We start from the raw sequence: 16,852 nt of genomic DNA, 5'->3' as shown, positions 1-16,852 counted from the left end.
CAAATATGATTCAAAAAATTTGCATTTCATCGCCATGATGTAACGCATATCTCAACGGAAAGACAGCCCCAGACGACGGCTAATTGGCTCAAACTCGGGCGTGGCGTGCCGCGGTAAAGTGTCCGGCTTATGCTCATCAATCGCCTGCCAGTACGACCAGGGCACTTTGCTTGTCCCCAGTTCATAATCCATGCCGTCCCAGGCGTCTTCGCGAAAGCTATAGAATGCCCAGTGCGCCTGCGTTTTATCCAACGCGCGGAGGACATCTTCGAGGTACTGGCGGCATCCGGCCAGCTGACGCATACAGCCAAACTCCCCTGCCACCATGCGATTCTGCGCCACCCCACGCTGCTTAGCCCACCAGAACGGCTGCTGCAAATAGCTGGCCACCCGTTCACCGTTCCATTTTTCCTGTTTGCCGCCAAAAGGGACGACGCCGGGATAAACATAAGGCTTCAGGCGTTTCAGGTTCGGCGCGCTGGTCGCGTCGTAGGGTTCGTACATGTGGAAACTGTAAAGCACGCGATCATCGCTCAGGGCTGAAGGCCAGTAGCTAAAGCTGTCGGCGGCGGCGTACCAGCCGCTATCCACCATGATGGGCGTCGTCTTATCTACTTCGCGAATCGCTTTGATCACCGTTTGGTAGAACTCTGGCAGATCCCGCGCCGTATTCTGGTGTTTTTTGTACCAGGCCTTCATTTCGTCCAGCGAAGCATGTTCCGGCAGACCCGCCCGTTTCTCCGGGGCAGGTTCATTAATCAGGTTGTAGGCGGCAATCGCCGGGTTATCTTTTAGCTGCCCGGCGAGATCGCGCCAGAACTGTGCGCTTTGCCGCCAGTAGCGTTTATCCTGCCACAGCCGATCGTCAAACCGACCCTCATTGTTTTGTGCCCAGCGCATACCGGGTAGCGAAAGCGGCGTAATCACCACTTTAAGCCCGGCGGCATTGGCACGCGCCAGAGTCTCTTTGAGCGTGAGCAGATCCTGTTTCATCAGGCCCTGATAATTGTCGGCATTGCCCAACAAAAAATCACGCCGTTCCGGGTGCCATTTATCCCAGGAGAGCCGTACCCAACTGGCACCGTAGCCTTTGAGGGCTGAGAAATAGGCTTCATCGGGCGGCTGGCGGTTAAAGCTGTTCCCGCCGTGCTGTGGCGAATTCCAAAAAGTGATGCTGTCGCTGGCCAGGGCGGAGGTGGAGAGAAGCGCCAGCCCCGCAAAAAGTGCTTTGAGTTTCATGGCAAATACCTCAGTAACGGAAGAGGCAGCAGTATTGCCGGTGTGCGGGCATCGATTGTCAGAGGAATGTCAGGATAGCGTTGTCGCGCTTAATGTTTCATCGTCGCCAGCGGGCCGGCGAACCGGTGCTCGACTCTTACCGCCACGCTTCCCCGATTTTCAGCACTTACCACGGCAATCGTGGCCCATACGCTGTCGGCTGGCTTCGAAGGCCAGGGAATCAGGGCCAGTTTGTCGTTTCGTACCCACCAAATCTGGCTATAGTCGCTCCGGTTAAGCAGCGTCTGCTCAAGCCACGGCTCAGGACATGAGGAGGCGACCCGTGGCGCGTCCAGCGTGATGGCATGACCGTGAAGCTGGATCCGGCTCAAGCCTCCCAGGCCCTGAAGCGCCAGTGGCTGCTGCCATTGTTGCCCATCGCTCGAAACGGTCAGCCTATAAACGCCTTCGCTCAGCGGCTGATTAAACTCTTCACTTTCGATCCGAAATTCGCCGGCCGCTTCATATTGCACCCGCATTTTGGCAAACGCTTTTTTGCCATCAGGGAGCGTCAGGGCAACGTTCAGGTCACGGCGCGGACTCTTCCCGCTCAGGCTAATGCGATAAATTCGGTTAAGCGGCATATCACGCTGCATCAACGTTAACGTTAAGTCCTCAAGCCACTCAGGCACCGCCGGAGAGAGATCTTTCCCGCATTGCTGGCTGACCACTGCATTCAGCGCATCTTTCCAGGCCTGTCGCTGTGTCTCACTGTTCAGCCGGGGCCAGACATCAATCAACTGGCGGTTGGCAAGGTCATCCCGCTGGTTAAACAGCTGATGATATACCGGCTCCAGCGGCGTTTGGGGCAACGCCGCGCTAACGCTGAACGACGAGAAGATCAGCATGGCTGACAGGCACCGTTTCATTCCGGTAGCTCCAGCCGGTAGCCAATCCCACGCACGCTCGCAATCGGCAGACCCGGTAGTTTTTGCCGGAGCTGTAAAACATGAGTATCGACCGTTCTGGTTGACGGAAAACTTTGATAGCCCCAGACCTGATTGAGCAGCTCATCCCGGGTAAACACGCGCCCGGCCATCTGCATCAGCATGGCCAGCAGCGCAAACTCTGTTGCCGTCAGTGCGACCTCTTTTCGCTGCCAACTTGCCACCTGCCGCGCCGGAAGTAAGCGTAGTTCCCCGCAGACCAGCAGCCCGTCGCCTAAAGGGCGAAGCTGCGCCCGGATTCGTGCCAGCAGCTCAACGTGGGCAAAGGGTTTGCTCAGGTAGTCACGCGCCCCGGCTTCCAGCCCCGCGACGCGATCTTCAACGCTGACTTTTGCCGTCAGCACGATCACCGGCAGGGCTTTCTTTGCCAGCCACTGAGGCAAAAGCCGGAGACTGTCCCCCTCGGGAAGCTGGCGGTCGAGAATTGCCAAATCCGCCTGATACCAATGGTCGAGGACATGCTCACTGCTCCGCAGCCAGCGGCAGGTAAATCCCTCCTGCTGTAAGCAGGCCGCCAGCCCTTCACCCAGCGCGATATCGTCCTCAATTAATAATAAAGAATGCGCTTTATGCGGGGTCATACGGCAACTCCAGGGTAAAAGTGGTTGGCGCGGCGCTGAACGTCAGCCTGCCGTTCAGGCGACGCGCGACGCGCTGAACAATGGTCAGTCCCAGGCCAAGATTGCTGCTTGACCAACGCAAACGACGGGAGACTCGCAGCGGGTTTTGAGTGACGATCCCGCTATCGGCTATTTGAAAAATGAGGTGCGTTTTGCTTTGGCGCACGGTCAGATGAACAGGAGGCACACCGTGACGGAACGCATTATCCAGTAAATTCGTCAGGCAGAGACTGCTCCAGTAAAGCGATACGCCCACGGTTATATTTTCGGCCAGGCAGTACGTCAGCCCGTCCCTATTCGCACAAAGGTGATCGAGCCAGTCGCTGAGCGGTACCTGGGTGGGCGTTTCCAGCGCTTCCCGCTGATGCTCAGCTATCAGGTAGTGTTTGCTGGTGTCGGCCATCTGCCGCATACGCTGCAGCGTGTCGGCAAGCGCCACAAAATTAAGCTGGGCCCCTTCCGGCAACCGATCGAAGTCGCGGCGAAAATGCTCGACAACGTTGCTTAACTGGGCGATAGGCGTACGCAGTTCATGGGTCAGCATTTGCGTGATAAATCGCTGGCGCTCACGCAGGCGGCGCCGCTGCCACGCCATCCATATCAACCCCGGGGCGGTAAACAGCATCAGCAGGCCAAAAAGCCAGCGCCAGACATCACGGTAACTGTCACCCGCATTGACGCACAGCGCCCCCGCCCGCATATCGCACCGCCCGCCGACATTCACGAGTTCGATACCCGACTGCCGGGCCAGCGGCTGCCAGACCTTCGCCTCATAACGCCGCCACTGTTGGGCGCTGAATCGCCAGAGTTCACCCTTTTGCAACAGCCAGTGCTGGCCCCCAAGCAACGCCTCAAGATTGTCGTCGGACAGCGTGCCTATACCCGCCAGATCATCCGGTCTTTCCCGCACATGCAGCGAGTTTTTTAGCGCAGCCGCTGCCTCAGGGTGACGCAAAATGTACTGCCAGGCACTGCTTCCTCCCAGCGGATACAGGGGATGAGCGGCCAGCCAGGCTGCGGGCGGTATATTCGGCTGGCATAACGCGGCCACAAATGACTGCGCGGAAGCAGATAACGCGTCCTCGCTGGCGCAGCGCTTATTCAACAGGTAAAACGCCCTGAGTTCCGACAGCGACCAGGTCTGAAACTGCGGGTACATGGACTCAGGCTGGAGCAACACCGCATCAAGCTGCTGCAAAGTTTGCAGCGAGACCTGTGCCGCAGGGGGCGACAGGCTTAACGCCGCGCTAAACTGTGCCAAATTCTCGTCGAGTTCCGCCGCTCGGGCCACACCAGCGTGCAGCCAAAGGGCGGCGCACAGCCAGGTCAAAACGTAACGGAAAAGCGGTTCAAATCGCTGGGTCACGAGAAAAGCCTTAATTTATGGGGAGGCGTAAAGCTACCCTGCTGCCCGCACGTTTATTGTGCAGTTCGCGCCGCAAGAAAAGCTTCAATTTGCGAACGGGTGGACGTCCCTTCCATCGGGCCGCGCTGCGAAATCGCCAGTGAGCCGCTGGCATTGGCCCAGCTCAGGGCTTCCTGTGGCTGAACCCCGGACAAAAACAGGCTGACAAACGTGGCGCCAAAACAGTCCCCGGCGCCGGTGGGATCAACCACCGAAACGGCGAAGCCGGGCAGATGCCAGGTCTGCCGATCGCTGAAATAACTCGCCCCGCGCGGCCCTCGTTTGATCACTACGTGTTTTACCCCACGCTTGAGCAGATTATCCACCAGCCGTTGCTCATCTTCTCCCTGATGCCGACCGAAGTAATCAAGCTCCCCGTCACTCGGCAGGAAAATATCGGTGTAATCAAGTATATATTCAAAGGCCTGTGACATTTCAGGAATGTTAAGCATCTCTTTACGGATGTTAGGATCGAAGGAGACGGTGCCGCCGCGTGACTTCACGTTTTCAATCGCCTTTCGCATGGCATCAATAATGCGAAACGAAAACAGCGACGAGCCCATAATATGAAAATGATGGCACTGGTTGAGCAGGGTTTCGTCGATATGGCCGGCGGTAAGCAAGCCGCAGGCGCTGTTCGGCAGATTAAAAATAAAATCACGCTGCGACTGGTTACGGTAACTGACAAAGGCGCTGCCGGTGGTAGCCTTTTGCAGCACGGTAATGCCGTTCACGTTGACGCCGTCTCTTTCCAGGCGGGCGATATTCATCTCACCGAAGGCATCGCTGCCGACACAGCTGAACAGCACGGAGCCGAATCCTAATTTAGCTACCTGATCGGCAAAGATTGCCGGGGCGCCGCTGGGATAAGGCCCCCAGAACTCCCCCGGCTGCGAAAAGCCCTGATTTTCTTTCTTGGCGAGAAACTCCACCAACAGCTCACCGATGGTACATATCGTCACGTTCATCACCGCTCCTTCATTTTGCTTTTTGCATCGCCGGGTTGAGCCACGTCAGGCATTCATTATTGGTGTAGCTATTGCTCAGCCCCACGGCGAGAAAGCGAGCGTGGTATTCCGCAGCAACGACCTGGGGCGTAATCAGGCCGCTTGCCTGCGCGAGCTGCCCAATGGCATAGCGTTTTTCGCCATAAACAGGCCTGCTCGCCACGATGGCAATAAAGTGCTGACTTTGCTCGACGGCCTCACCCAGCAGCCTCGCGCTGTCTGCATCTCTGACGCTCAGCGTCCCATCTTCTGCGATATGGTCAACGGCAATAAGCGTGCGCGACGGGCGGTAATGGCGAAGCGCGTTTAACGCCACCTCACCTTCAATCCGGTTTCCATCTCCACTCAATACGCCGCCGAGCAGGATCTTTTCACCGGGAAGAAACTCCTGCGCAAAACAGACGTGCGCCAGGTCATTCATCAGCAGGCGCAGGTCGCCATACCCCGCCAGGAAGGGAATCACTTTGCGTAACGTGGATCCCGGGCCTAAAAATACGGTTTCATCCTCGCTGATTAAGGCCGCAGCCTGACGCGCCATTTCGGCTTCCAGCACTTTATCCGTAACGGCGACAGGCTCCCGGGGCTGAGCCACGGGCGCCCCCTGCTGTGCGGTATAAATTGCGCCGCCAAACGAACGCTTCAGATAACCTTGCTGCTCCAGATAATTGAGGTCATTTCGAATGGTGACCCCTGACACGGCAAGCATCTCCGCCAGATCATCAACTTTAATTTCGCCGTTTTTACGAACAATCTCTGCAATATCTAAGCGTCTTTTCAGCAGGCTGGTTGACGGTTTTGCCACAATAGAGTGCCTTTTAAGTCATTCGAGTAATAACTTTCATTTTTAAATTTATCGTTTCTGTTGTCTAACTCGCGGCCATCAGCAGACACACGAAAAGAGATAAACTGGCTTTTTTTCAATGCATTAATAAACCATTACCTTCCAACAATACGTTTAAAAACGAAGCCTATCAATCCCTGATAACTTTCATTTAATAAACTCGATCGCCGTTGTGTGGCTCCGATCACAGCGTCAGGAAAAGACTATCGTTAAATTACTTTCAAAACGTAAGTTAATATCAAAACAAATATTACATTTTGAAATCAAAAGGAGCGAGTATGTATATTATTTCCAGCAAAAATATGTTGTTAAAGGCCCAGCGTCTGGGGTACGCCGTGCCTGCATTTAACATCCACAATCTGGAAACAATGCAGGTGGTGGTGGAAACAGCCGCTGAAATGCGTTCCCCGTTGATCCTTGCCGGGACACCGGGTACTTACAGCTATGCCGGAACCGGCAACGTTGTTGCCATCGCCAGGGATCTGGCCAGGCTTTGGGATCAGCCGCTCGCGCTCCACCTTGATCACCACGAAGATCTCCCGGACATCACCCACAAAGTACAGGCCGGGATCCGTTCAGTGATGATCGACGGGTCACATCATGCTTTTGAAGATAACGTTGCGCTGGTGAAAAGCGTCGTAGCATTGAGCCACCGCTACGATGCCAGCGTGGAAGCAGAGCTAGGACGGCTTGGCGGCGCGGAGGACGACCTGGTCGTTGACGCAAAGGATGCGCTCTATACCAACCCGGAACAGGCGCGTGAATTTGTCTCCCGTACCGGCATCGATTCGCTGGCGGTAGCTATCGGGACGGCTCACGGCCTTTATGCCGCCGAGCCAAAACTCGATTTCGACCGCCTGGCCGCGATCCGCGACTGCGTGGATGTTCCCCTGGTATTACACGGCGCTTCCGGTTTGCCGGAGGGCGATATTCGCCGGGCTATTTCGCTGGGCGTCTGTAAGGTCAACGTTGCCACCGAACTTAAAATCGCGTTCTCAGACGCGCTAAAGCAGTACTTCATCGAACAGCCCGGGGCTAACGATCCCCGGCATTATATGAAGCCTGCCAAAGCGGCGATGAAAGAAGTCGTCCGCAAGGTGATTCATGTGTGTGGTTGTGAAGGCCAACTCTAACCAACGGCCGCAAGGAGCAATGTCGTGATCCATACCCTGACGTTAAACACAGCCATTGATATGAATATTTTTTGCGCCCCTTTACAGCCTTCTGCCGTGAACCGCACCCAACGCACGGAATATTGCCCTAACGGCAAAGGCGTTAACGTTTCTTTGGTCCTTCAACATTTTCAACAGCCGACCCACGTCATGGGCATATTTGGCGGATTTACCGGACGTTATATTGTGGAGGAGCTTAAAAAGCAAAAAATTAACGTCACCCCTTCCTGGGTGCAGGCATCTACGCGGATTAATGTTTTTATTAATGACGGCCACAATGAATATAAGTTGGTCAACACGGGGGCGCATATCGATGATGAATGTAAGCAACAGGTCATTCAACATCTGGACTGCATTCACCCCGGAGATTATTTAGTAATTAGCGGCAGTTTACCGCCGGGTATTGAAAGCCAGTTTTATGTGGAAGTCATGTCGCTGTGTGAACAACGCGGGGGCGAAGTCATTCTGGATATCAGTCATCCTTCACTGCGGCAATTGCTTGAGCTTAACCCCCTGCTGATCAAGCCCAATGACGATGAATTAAGCGAAATATTCAATCTTCAGGTGGGAAATATCCAGCAGGTACGCGATGCAATGCAGGCATTGCATCAGCTGGGGGCGCGGAATGTGTTATTAACGCTCGGCGCCAAAGGACTCTATTTTTCAAACGGCTGTAACTTGTGGTTTGCCTCCGCGCCCGAAATCGAGCTGGTCAGTTCTGCCTGCGCGGGTGACGCGGCGCTCGGTGCATTTCTCAGTCAATGGCTCAATAGTGAAGACATCCCTCAGGCGTTAGCCCTTGCCAGCGCCACCGGCGCGGACGTTGCCGCTTCCGCCGGTCTGGGAAAGCTCAATCGCCTGGAAGAATTATTACAACAGGTTCAAATCGTCCAATTATAAAGGTCCGATTATGAAAAAGATCATTGCCGTTACCGGCTGCCCTACAGGTATAGCCCACACATTTATGGCTGAAGAAGCCTTAAAGACCGCAGCAAAAAAATTAAATGTAGAAATAAAAATAGAAACAAATGGCGCGTCAGGCGTAGAAAATGAAATACAGCCGGAAGACTTGACGAATATTTACGGCGTAATTATTGCCGCAGATAAAGATGTCAACGCCGAGCGTTTTAATGGCCTGCCGGTCATTGAGGTTCCGGTTAAAGAGGCGATTCACCACCCGGCCGACCTTATTAATAAAGTCATGAGCGGGCAACTCTCCCACCGCCAGGGAATATCGTCGGCCTCTGTGGCAACGGAAAAATATGAACAAGAATCCTTCGGCAGGCAGGTGTATAAACACCTGATGAGCGGGGTGTCCAACATGCTGCCTTTTGTGGTGGCAGGCGGTATTCTGATTGCTATCTCCTTCCTGTGGGGGATCTACTCCGCTGACCCCAGTTCGCCTCAGTACAACGCGATTGCCGCGACCTTAATGCAGGTCGGGCAACAGGCATTTTCCATTATGGTGCCCGTTTTTACGGCCTATATCGCCTGGTCAATTTCTGGCCGCGCCGGCATGGTTGCAGGGTTCGTTGGCGGCTTGCTGGCTAATGCCACGGGGGCGGGGTTTCTCGGCGGGATCATTGCCGGTTTCGCTGCCGGCTACTTCATGCTGCTTGTCCGCCGCATGCTCGACGGGCTACCGCGCCAGTATGAGGGTTTAAAATCGATCTTCATTATGCCGCTGATTGGCGTACTGGTGATTGGCGTGCTGATGGTGCTGCTCGGCAAGCCCGTCGCGGCCATCAACAACGGCATGATGGGCTGGCTGACTTCGCTGCAGCAAGCCAACCCGATACTGCTGGGCATCGTTGTCGGGGCGATGTGCTCCTTCGACTTCGGCGGCCCGGTCAATAAAGCGGCCTACGTGACGGGAACATTGCTGCTCGGCCAGGGGAACTTCTTCTTTATGGCCGGAGTGTCCGCGGCCTGTATTACTCCTCCACTGGTTATCGCTCTGGCGACCACCTTCTTTCCCAAAGGGTTTAGCGAGGAGGAGCGCGCGGCCGGCATGGTGAACTACATTCTCGGCTGTACACATATCACCGAAGGCGCCATCCCCTTTGCGGCAAAAGATCCGCTGCGCGTCATCCCGATGATGATGATCGCCTCTTCTATCTCAGCCGTGCTCAGCTACAGCATGCATATTGAAGTCCCGGCGCCGCACGGCGGGTTCCTGATCCTGCCGCTGGTCAGTAAGCCGTTTATCTGGGTGCTGTGCATCCTGGCCGGCTCCGCCTGCGGCGCGGTGATGCTGGGCACCTGGCGGCTCTGGAATAACCGCAAACAGCCCACAGTCGGGCTTCAGACAGGGGGTCAGAATGCAACTCTGTGAAGGGGATATTTTCATCAGCCATGAGCACGTCGATAAAGGGACTGCGCTCCGGCAAGTCAACGACAAGCTGGTATCGGCCGGAAGTACCACGCCGGAATATCTGCAAGGCATGCTGGACAGAGAGGCCCAGATTTCCACTTACTTAGGTCAGGGAATTGCCATTCCCCACGGCACGGCAGACACCCGCCACGCGGTACTCAATACTGGCGTAAAAGTGATTGTCTTCCCGCAGGGCGTGGACTGGGGAGAAGGTAATGTTGCGTATATGGTGGCCGGGATTGCGGCCCGCTCGAACGAACATCTCGATATTTTGCGCCAGCTTACCCGCGCATTGAGCGATGAGGGCGTGCCACACACGCTGGCGAAAGCCACAACCCCGGCGGAGGTTTTAGCGATTTTGACCGTCGGCAATGACGCCGGGGGCGATCCACAAGCCCCCTCCACAGCAGGAGAACAGGCCACCTTTGTGATCCGTAATCCTCATGGGCTGCATGCCAGGCCGAGCGCCGTGCTGGTGAAACTGATCAAACAGTTTCAAAGCCATGTCACCGTTGAAAATATGGACAGTCCGGCCGGGCCCGTCGATGGCAAGAACCTGATGAAGATGGTGTCTTTGGGGGCAAAAGCGGGCCACCGCATGCGGTTTTCGGCGAGCGGTGCTGACGCCCGTAGGGCGCTGGCAGCCATTGGGCAAGGCATTGAACAAGGCCTGGGAGAAATGCCCTCCGCGCCGCCAGAACAGCCGAAGCGAAGCTGGTTATCCCGTTTGTTTAGTTAACTGCATACGCCGGATGCCTAGCGCATCCGGCGCTTCGTGATACCGGCCAGATCAATAATACTCCACCGTATTTTTGATGGTGTAACGCGACACGGTTGGCGGAGTGACGGACTCATCCGTCATTTCCAGAGAGCAGGACAGCGAGTTGAAATGGCTGTCATATTCACAGCTTTGCTTTGCGACACCGATAATTTTACCGTTCAGACTGGTTGTCGCGCTGTAATCCAGCTTTTTCTTTTTATCGGCCCCGGCTTTTGCCACGATGGCAAGCTCACTGTCTTTTGACTTGGTGACTTTTCCAAGCGGATAACCTTCGCTGTCGTACTTATAGGCCACCAGTACATCTTTGCCTTTTGCGGCAGTGACGAAATCATTGTCATCGGTATCGTAGCTAATGCCTGCGGCAGGCAGCTCGGCAAGCTGGCATTTCCCCTGCAGACGAACGCGTTTTTCAAGGCTGACGGCATCAACGTAGTAGTTTGCATCGAGAGTCAGCGACGCCCCGCTGTTGTTCTCCAGATCGTGGAACTCCAGTGTGTCAAAGCACCCTTCCTCCGACAGCGTGCCGCTAACCCTTTTCAAAACCTGGCCCTGCTCATTCATTAGCGTCTGGCTAAAATCCTTTACCGGGCCACGCATCGGGTCGAAATCGAACTCGTTAGAAAAACTGGCCATTTCCGGCGTGTACGCCTGCGGCGACGTCGAGTTATCGCAGCCCACAAGGCTCAAAACCAGCGCACCGAGGGTAATGATTTTCTTCACGTTTTGCCGCTCTCCTGTTTTTATGTCATAACATGATATAAGCAAATACAACACTTTACACTAGAAGCGCTATTCTTAACTTTCAACTCAACATAAGGAAGAGATGATGAAACGTACCGTTTGGTTAAGCACGATACTGCTGATCGCTGCCGCCCCGGCGTTGGCCGCACAGGGCAGTTGCGAAAAGGTGAAAGCGGACATCCAGCAGAAAATTATCAATAACGGCGTGCCTGAGTCAGGCTTCTCTCTGACTATCGTGCCGAACGATCAGGCTGACAAAGCCGGCGGCCAGGTCGTCGGCCACTGTGCAAATGACACGCAAAAAATCGTTTATACCCGTATCGCCGGCGGCGCTGCGCCGGAAAATGAGCCGCAATAATCACCTGCAGGGTGCCCGGCACCCTGCTTTTCTTTATCTATTTGCCCTCAACCACCGCAACTTTGACTCGCGTTAATAACGTCTACTCCTAATTAAGTAACACTCTCCCCCGAGCGCCCCTTGACGGGCTGCCTCAGCAATCACCGATAAACAAAAAAACACAAAAATAACGTCTTCCACACGACAAAAAGTCATGGAGAGAGCGATGTCGAACCTCAATCATCCAGGCGGGATTAGCCGCCGCAGCCTGGTAAAATCATCAGCCATTGGCGGCCTGGCCCTCGCCGCAGGCGGCATTTCGCTGCCTTTTGGCATCCGTAGCGCCGCCGCCGCGGTTGCGGACGCCCTGTCGCCGGATAATAAAGACAAAGTCGTCTGGGGAGCCTGTTCGGTCAACTGCGGAAGCCGCTGCGCCCTGCGGCTGCACGTTCGCGACGAAGAAGTTTATTGGGTAGAAACGGACAATACCGGGCTGGATTCCTATGGCGATCACCAGGTTCGCGCCTGCCTGCGTGGACGCTCCATCCGCCGTAGGATCAACCATCCAGAACGGCTGAATTACCCGATGAAACGCGTGGGCAAACGGGGTGAGGGTAAATTTGAGCGCATCAGTTGGGACGAAGCGCTGGAGATAGTCAGCCTCAGCCTGAAGCAGACCGTCGAAAAATATGGCAACGAAGCGGTCTACATTAATTACTCTTCCGGCGTGGTCGGCGGGAATATCACCCGCTCTTCCCCTTACGCCTCGCTGGTCGCCAGGCTGATGAACTGCTACGGCGGTTTTCTGAGCCACTACGGCACCTACAGCACGGCCCAAATCGCCTGTGCCATGCCGTACACCTACGGCAGCAATGACGGCAACAGCACGTCGGATATTGAAAACAGCAAACTTGTCGTCCTGTTTGGTAATAATCCGGCGGAAACGCGCATGAGCGGCGGCGGTATCACTTATTACCTTGAGCAGGCTCGCGAACGTTCAAACGCCCGCATGATTGTTATCGATCCACGCTATACCGACACCGCCGCAGGCCGGGAAGATGAATGGATCCCTATTCGCCCCGGAACGGATGCCGCGCTGGTGGCCGGCCTGGCTCACGTCATGATCGTTGAAAACCTGGTCGATCAGCCTTTCCTGGACAAATACTGCCTCGGCTATGATGAGAAAACCCTGCCTGCTGATGCCCCGCGCAATGGCCACTACAAAGCCTATATTTTAGGCCAGGGCGACGATGGGATAGAAAAAACGCCGCAGTGGGCTTCCGCGATTACCGGCATCCCGGCGGACAGAATCATCAAGCTGGCGCGTGAAATTTCGGGCGCAAAACCCGCCTACATTGCCCAGGGCTGGGGGCCTCAGCGCCAGGCTAACGGCGAGTTAACCTCACGCGCCATTGCCATGCTGCCGATCCTGACCGGTAACGTGGGGATTAACGGCGGCAACAGCGGCGCGCGTGAATCCACCTATACCATCACCATTGAACGCATGCCGGTGCTGGAAAATCCGGTCAAAACGCAGATCTCTTGCTTTAGCTGGACGGACGCCATCACTCGCGGGCCGGAAATGACGGCTAAACGAGACGGCGTTCGCGGGAAAGAAAAGCTGGATGTACCGATCAAGTTCATCTGGAACTATGCCGGCAACACCATCATTAACCAACACTCCGACATCAATAAAACCCACGCCATTTTGCAGGATGACAAGCAATGCGAAATGATTGTGGTGATCGAGAACTTTATGACTTCGTCGGCGAAATACGCCGATATCCTGCTGCCGGACCTGATGACCGTCGAGCAGGAGGACATCATTCCTAACGACTACGCCGGCAATATGGGCTACCTGATTTTCATTCAGCCCGCCACCGCGCCTAAGTTCGAGCGCCGGCCTATCTACTGGATGATGAGCGAAGTGGCAAAACGGCTGGGCGACGAGGTGCATCAGGCCTTCACGGAAGGACGAACCCAGCGCGAGTGGCTGCAATATTTGTACGCAAAAATGCTGGCAAAAGACCCCGCGCTGCCTGCCTATGAAGATCTGCGAGCGATGGGCATTTACAAGCGAAAGGATCCGGCCGGCCATTTCGTGGCCTACAAAAAATTCCGCGAAGACCCGCAGGCCAATCCGCTGAAAACGCCGTCCGGCAAAATTGAAATTTATTCCAGCAAACTCGCCGGGATTGCCGCCAGCTGGGAGCTGGAAAAAGACGAAACCATCAGCCCTCTGCCGGTGTATGCCTCGACCTTTGAAGGCTGGGACGACCCTCAGCGCAGCGAATTTCCTCTCCAGCTGTTTGGGTTCCACTACAAATCCAGAACTCACTCAACCTACGGCAACATTGACGTCCTGCAGGCCGCGGCGCGTCAGGAAGTCTGGATTAACCCGCTCGATGCCAGACGTCGCGGCATTGCCAACGGCGACAAAGTTAGCGTGTTCAACGGGCGCGGGGAGGTGCACATTGAGGCGAAGGTTACCCCACGCATCATGCCGGGCGTTGCCGCCATGGGCCAGGGGGCCTGGCACGACGCCGACATGAACGGCGACCGCATTGACCACGGCGCCTGCATAAATACGCTGACCACGCATCGCCCTTCGCCGCTGGCAAAAGGTAACCCGCAGCATACCAATCTGGTTGAAATTAAGAAGATTTAAGCGTCATGGCAAAGGTATGTCACTTTGCCTGTTTTTTACCTGGCTCCGGCGACATAAAGCGGAGCCAGGTACCTGGACCGAAAGGAATTAAAAATGCTCTCTGAACAACAACGTCTGTCGGCGATTGCCCTTAGCGGCCGGGTGCTCGGAGCCCTGTTTTATCATGCCCCCAGCCACCCTGACTGCGCCTCGCTGATGGCGATGCTTTCGACCCCGGACTGGGTGAGCGAATGGCCGTTCCAGACTCCGAAGCTGACGACAATTGCGCCGCTGATGGCCGCAGGCCTGGCGGACCAGCTCACGCCGATAAACGAAGAGTTCCAGCGCCTGTTTATCGGCCCCTATGCGCTGCCCGCCCCGCCGTGGGGCTCCGTTTATCTCGACAAAGAGAACGTGCTGTTTGGCGACTCGCTGCTGGAACTTCGCCAGTGGATGCGCGCCCAAGGCTTTGCCCCGCAAACGGAACAAAACGAACCTGAAGATCATTTTGGCTTAATGCTGATGCTGGCGGCCTGGCTTGCCGACCAGGGGCAACAGCAGCCGCTGGATGAGCTGCTGGCCTGGCATCTGCTGCCCTGGGCCGAACGTTATCTGAACCTGTTTACCGACAACGCGGCGAATGATTTCTATCGTGGCCTTGGCGATCTGGCGAAACTCACCCTCTCAGGCTGGCAAAAGGGCATGTTGATGCCCGTTGCCTGCAAACAACTACATTTCTAAGAATCCTGGGCTTTCAGGCAGCCGGGCATGTCCGGTTTCCTGAAAAACCAGGGAGTTCCGCATCCATTAAATGTGACAACGTCACTTATGATTAACATTTTTAAGACAAATCTTTACTTTTCTCCCACAGACCAGAAGCCATAAGGCCTGAGCAATACTTTATCTGCTAAACCATTAGCCCCTTAATTGTCCCATAAACTGGAATCCTTCCCGCTGCGTTGCTATAGCTCCAGACACCCTGCCGACACATGGCATAACAACAGGCCGCCCCCCGGCGGCGATAACGCGTGCACCCAGGGAGACACACTGCAATGCAAAACGCATCCTTCGCAACACGGTTCCTGCTCGGACTGCTTGCGCTTTTTTTAGTGCTCGGTCTACTGGTTTGGGGCATCGGCCTCGACACCCTTAAAGCCCGCCAGGTCGATTTACTCTACCTCGGGCAGCAGCACCTGATTCTGGTCTTCAGCTCTATGGCGCTCGCCCTGCTGGTCGGTATTCCTAGCGGGATTTTACTCAGCCGACCTGCGGCTCGCCGCTGGGCAGAGTACGTCATGCAAATTTTCAACATTGGCAATACGCTTCCGCCGCTGGCGGTGTTAGCGCTGGCGATGGTGATCATTGGCATCGGCGACAAACCGGCCATCATCGCCCTATTCCTCGCCTCACTGCTACCCATCGTGCGCAATACCTATGCCGGGCTGTGCAGCGTCCCGGCGTCGCTTATCGAAGCCGCCAACGGGATTGGCATGACCAAAATGCAGCGGCTGCGTCAGGTAGAAATCCCGAACGCCTGGCCGGTGATTCTTTCCGGCGTGCGGATTGCCACCGCCATTAACGTCGGTACGGCGCCGCTGGCCTTTCTTATCGGCGCGAGCAGCTACGGGGAACTTATCTTCCCGGGGATTTACCTGAATGACTTCCCAACGCTGATTCTCGGCGCCGTGGCGACGGCCCTGTTTGCCCTGATCCTCGATCTGGCGCTTGCCAGCCTGGGTCGGGTGCTCAGCCCCCACACCGCCCAATAACAACAATAAGGAGCGTTTATGAGACTACTTTCACGGGTGCTGACGACGGCGTTTGCCGCGGCATCCCTTATCGCCTCGCAGGCCCAGGCCGCACCGCTGATTCTGGCGACCAAAAGCTTTACCGAGCAGCATATTTTGTCGGCCATGACCACGCAGTATCTGGCTAAAAAGGGCTTTCAGGTGACGCCCCAGACCAACATTGCCACGGTGATTTCCCGCAATGCGATGATCAATAAGCAGATTGACATGACCTGGGAGTACACCGGCACCTCGCTGATTATCTTCAACCACATTAATAAGCGAATGACGCCGGAAGAGTCGTACAACACGGTCAAAAAACTGGACGCTAAGCTCGGCCTCGTCTGGCTTAAACCGGCGGAGATGAACAACACCTACGCCTTTGCCATGAAGCGCGAGCGGGCAGAAAAGGAAGGCATTACCACGATGTCACAGCTGGTGGAACGCATCGAACATATTCGCCAGACCGACCCGAAACATAACTGGATGCTGGGCCTGGATCTGGAGTTTGCCGGGCGCAGCGACGGCCTGAAGCCGCTACAGCAGGTTTACAACATGCCGCTGGACCGCCCGCAGATCCGCCAGATGGACCCCGGCCTTGTCTATAACGCCATTCGCGATGGGTTCGTTGATGCCGGTCTGATCTACACCACCGACGGGCGCATGAAGGGCTTTGACCTGAAAGCGCTGGTGGACGATAAGGGCTTCTTCCCAAGTTACGCTGTCACGCCTGTGGTGCGTAAAGACGTGCTGGACTCGCATCCGGGCCTTGAGGAGGCGCTGAACACCCTTTCGTCCGAGCTGAACAATGAGGTGATAACAACCCTGAACGCTAAAGTTGATATCGACCATGAAACCCCGCAGCAGGTAGCCCGTGAATTCCTGCAGCAGAAAGGCTTGCTCTGAGGAGGTATC

16 protein-coding genes are annotated in these 16,852 nt (G+C 55.6%); 9 read left to right on the top strand and 7 right to left on the bottom strand.

Going from position 1 to position 16,852, the window contains the following annotated elements:
• Positions 1-51: 51 nt before the first annotated feature.
• The 6 genes from VW41_10250 to VW41_10225 form a co-directional block, all read right to left on the bottom strand.
• Entirely contained in the window at positions 52-1,239 is a 1,188-nt protein-coding gene (locus tag VW41_10250) for a glycosyl hydrolase (GenBank protein ID AJZ89388.1), read from the bottom strand.
• A gap of 89 nt (positions 1,240-1,328) precedes the next feature.
• The gene (locus VW41_10245; GenBank protein ID AJZ89387.1) at positions 1,329-2,147 is read right to left on the bottom strand and encodes a hypothetical protein; all 819 of its coding nucleotides are present in this window, start codon (positions 2,145-2,147) and stop codon (positions 1,329-1,331) included.
• On the bottom strand, positions 2,144-2,806 hold the full coding sequence (locus tag VW41_10240; GenBank protein ID AJZ89386.1) for a transcriptional regulator: 663 nt from the start codon (positions 2,804-2,806) through the stop codon (positions 2,144-2,146). The genes VW41_10245 and VW41_10240 overlap by 4 nt, the downstream gene beginning before the upstream one ends.
• Positions 2,793-4,148 carry a hypothetical protein gene (locus VW41_10235; protein AJZ91924.1) on the bottom strand — a complete coding sequence of 452 codons (1,356 nt, stop codon included), beginning with the start codon at positions 4,146-4,148 and terminating at the stop codon, positions 2,793-2,795. The genes VW41_10240 and VW41_10235 overlap by 14 nt, the downstream gene beginning before the upstream one ends.
• Before the next feature lie 116 nt (positions 4,149-4,264).
• Complete coding sequence (locus VW41_10230; GenBank protein AJZ89385.1) at positions 4,265-5,218, bottom strand: sugar kinase; 954 nt, start codon at positions 5,216-5,218, stop codon at positions 4,265-4,267.
• 10 nt (positions 5,219-5,228) lie between these two features.
• On the bottom strand, positions 5,229-6,059 hold the full coding sequence (locus tag VW41_10225; GenBank protein AJZ89384.1) for a DeoR faimly transcriptional regulator: 831 nt from the start codon (positions 6,057-6,059) through the stop codon (positions 5,229-5,231).
• A gap of 317 nt (positions 6,060-6,376) precedes the next feature.
• Here VW41_10225 and kbaY point away from each other — a divergent pair, with 317 nt between their 5' ends.
• Genes kbaY through VW41_10205 form a run of 4 tightly spaced genes read left to right on the top strand, consistent with a single transcriptional unit; the run spans position 6,377 to position 10,383 of the window.
• Positions 6,377-7,231, top strand: a complete 855-nt coding sequence (gene kbaY / locus VW41_10220; protein ID AJZ89383.1) for a tagatose-bisphosphate aldolase — start codon at positions 6,377-6,379, stop codon at positions 7,229-7,231.
• Between the two features lie 24 nt (positions 7,232-7,255).
• On the top strand, positions 7,256-8,170 hold the full coding sequence (locus VW41_10215) for a 6-phosphofructokinase (protein ID AJZ89382.1): 915 nt from the start codon (positions 7,256-7,258) through the stop codon (positions 8,168-8,170).
• 10 nt (positions 8,171-8,180) lie between these two features.
• Positions 8,181-9,605, top strand: coding sequence for a PTS fructose transporter subunit IIC (locus VW41_10210; GenBank protein AJZ89381.1), 1,425 nt, complete (start codon positions 8,181-8,183; stop codon positions 9,603-9,605).
• A complete protein-coding gene (locus tag VW41_10205; GenBank protein AJZ89380.1) occupies positions 9,592-10,383 on the top strand; it encodes a PTS fructose transporter subunit IIA in 792 nt (263 codons plus the stop codon). Before VW41_10210 ends, VW41_10205 begins: the two co-directional genes overlap by 14 nt.
• A 51-nt stretch (positions 10,384-10,434) precedes the next feature.
• On the opposite strand, the gene VW41_10200 is transcribed toward VW41_10205, so the two are convergent.
• Positions 10,435-11,145: a lipoprotein gene (locus tag VW41_10200; GenBank protein ID AJZ89379.1), complete on the bottom strand. Its 711-nt coding sequence runs from the start codon at positions 11,143-11,145 to the stop codon at positions 10,435-10,437.
• Positions 11,146-11,251: 106 nt separating this feature from the next.
• Here VW41_10200 and VW41_10195 point away from each other — a divergent pair, with 106 nt between their 5' ends.
• From VW41_10195 to VW41_10175, 5 genes are all read left to right on the top strand, one after another.
• Complete coding sequence (locus VW41_10195; protein ID AJZ89378.1) at positions 11,252-11,524, top strand: hypothetical protein; 273 nt, start codon at positions 11,252-11,254, stop codon at positions 11,522-11,524.
• Between the two features lie 205 nt (positions 11,525-11,729).
• Positions 11,730-14,171 (top strand): dimethyl sulfoxide reductase, encoded by a 2,442-nt coding sequence (locus tag VW41_10190; protein AJZ89377.1) that lies wholly within the window; start codon positions 11,730-11,732, stop codon positions 14,169-14,171.
• A 93-nt stretch (positions 14,172-14,264) separates the two neighbouring features.
• Positions 14,265-14,891, top strand: a complete 627-nt coding sequence (locus VW41_10185) for a twin-argninine leader-binding protein DmsD (GenBank protein AJZ89376.1) — start codon at positions 14,265-14,267, stop codon at positions 14,889-14,891.
• Positions 14,892-15,202: 311 nt separating this feature from the next.
• Positions 15,203-15,919, top strand: a complete 717-nt coding sequence (locus tag VW41_10180; protein ID AJZ89375.1) for a glycine/betaine ABC transporter permease — start codon at positions 15,203-15,205, stop codon at positions 15,917-15,919.
• An 18-nt stretch (positions 15,920-15,937) separates the two neighbouring features.
• On the top strand, positions 15,938-16,843 hold the full coding sequence (locus VW41_10175; protein ID AJZ89374.1) for a glycine/betaine ABC transporter substrate-binding protein: 906 nt from the start codon (positions 15,938-15,940) through the stop codon (positions 16,841-16,843).
• Positions 16,844-16,852 lie beyond the last annotated feature (9 nt).

Source organism: Klebsiella michiganensis (assembly GCA_000963575.1).
Lineage (GTDB): Bacteria > Pseudomonadota > Gammaproteobacteria > Enterobacterales > Enterobacteriaceae > Cedecea > Cedecea michiganensis_A.
Note: the sequence above shows the minus strand (reverse complement) of the source record. Positions and strands in the feature narration are given on the sequence as shown.

Bases quoted from the DNA above. Each gene is read 5' to 3' on its own strand.
- VW41_10205 (AJZ89380.1), top strand. From the start codon at position 9,592: ATGCAACTCTGTGAAGGGGATATTTTCATCAGCCATGAGCACGTCGAT.
- VW41_10185 (AJZ89376.1), top strand. From the start codon at position 14,265: ATGCTCTCTGAACAACAACGTCTGTCGGCGATTGCCCTTAGCGGCCGG.
- VW41_10245 (AJZ89387.1), bottom strand. From the start codon at position 2,147: ATGAAACGGTGCCTGTCAGCCATGCTGATCTTCTCGTCGTTCAGCGTT.
- kbaY (AJZ89383.1), top strand. From the start codon at position 6,377: ATGTATATTATTTCCAGCAAAAATATGTTGTTAAAGGCCCAGCGTCTG.
- VW41_10240 (AJZ89386.1), bottom strand. From the start codon at position 2,806: ATGACCCCGCATAAAGCGCATTCTTTATTATTAATTGAGGACGATATC.
- VW41_10230 (AJZ89385.1), bottom strand. From the start codon at position 5,218: ATGAACGTGACGATATGTACCATCGGTGAGCTGTTGGTGGAGTTTCTC.
- VW41_10190 (AJZ89377.1), top strand. From the start codon at position 11,730: ATGTCGAACCTCAATCATCCAGGCGGGATTAGCCGCCGCAGCCTGGTA.
- VW41_10195 (AJZ89378.1), top strand. From the start codon at position 11,252: ATGAAACGTACCGTTTGGTTAAGCACGATACTGCTGATCGCTGCCGCC.
- VW41_10175 (AJZ89374.1), top strand. From the start codon at position 15,938: ATGAGACTACTTTCACGGGTGCTGACGACGGCGTTTGCCGCGGCATCC.
- VW41_10250 (AJZ89388.1), bottom strand. From the start codon at position 1,239: ATGAAACTCAAAGCACTTTTTGCGGGGCTGGCGCTTCTCTCCACCTCC.
- VW41_10210 (AJZ89381.1), top strand. From the start codon at position 8,181: ATGAAAAAGATCATTGCCGTTACCGGCTGCCCTACAGGTATAGCCCAC.
- VW41_10180 (AJZ89375.1), top strand. From the start codon at position 15,203: ATGCAAAACGCATCCTTCGCAACACGGTTCCTGCTCGGACTGCTTGCG.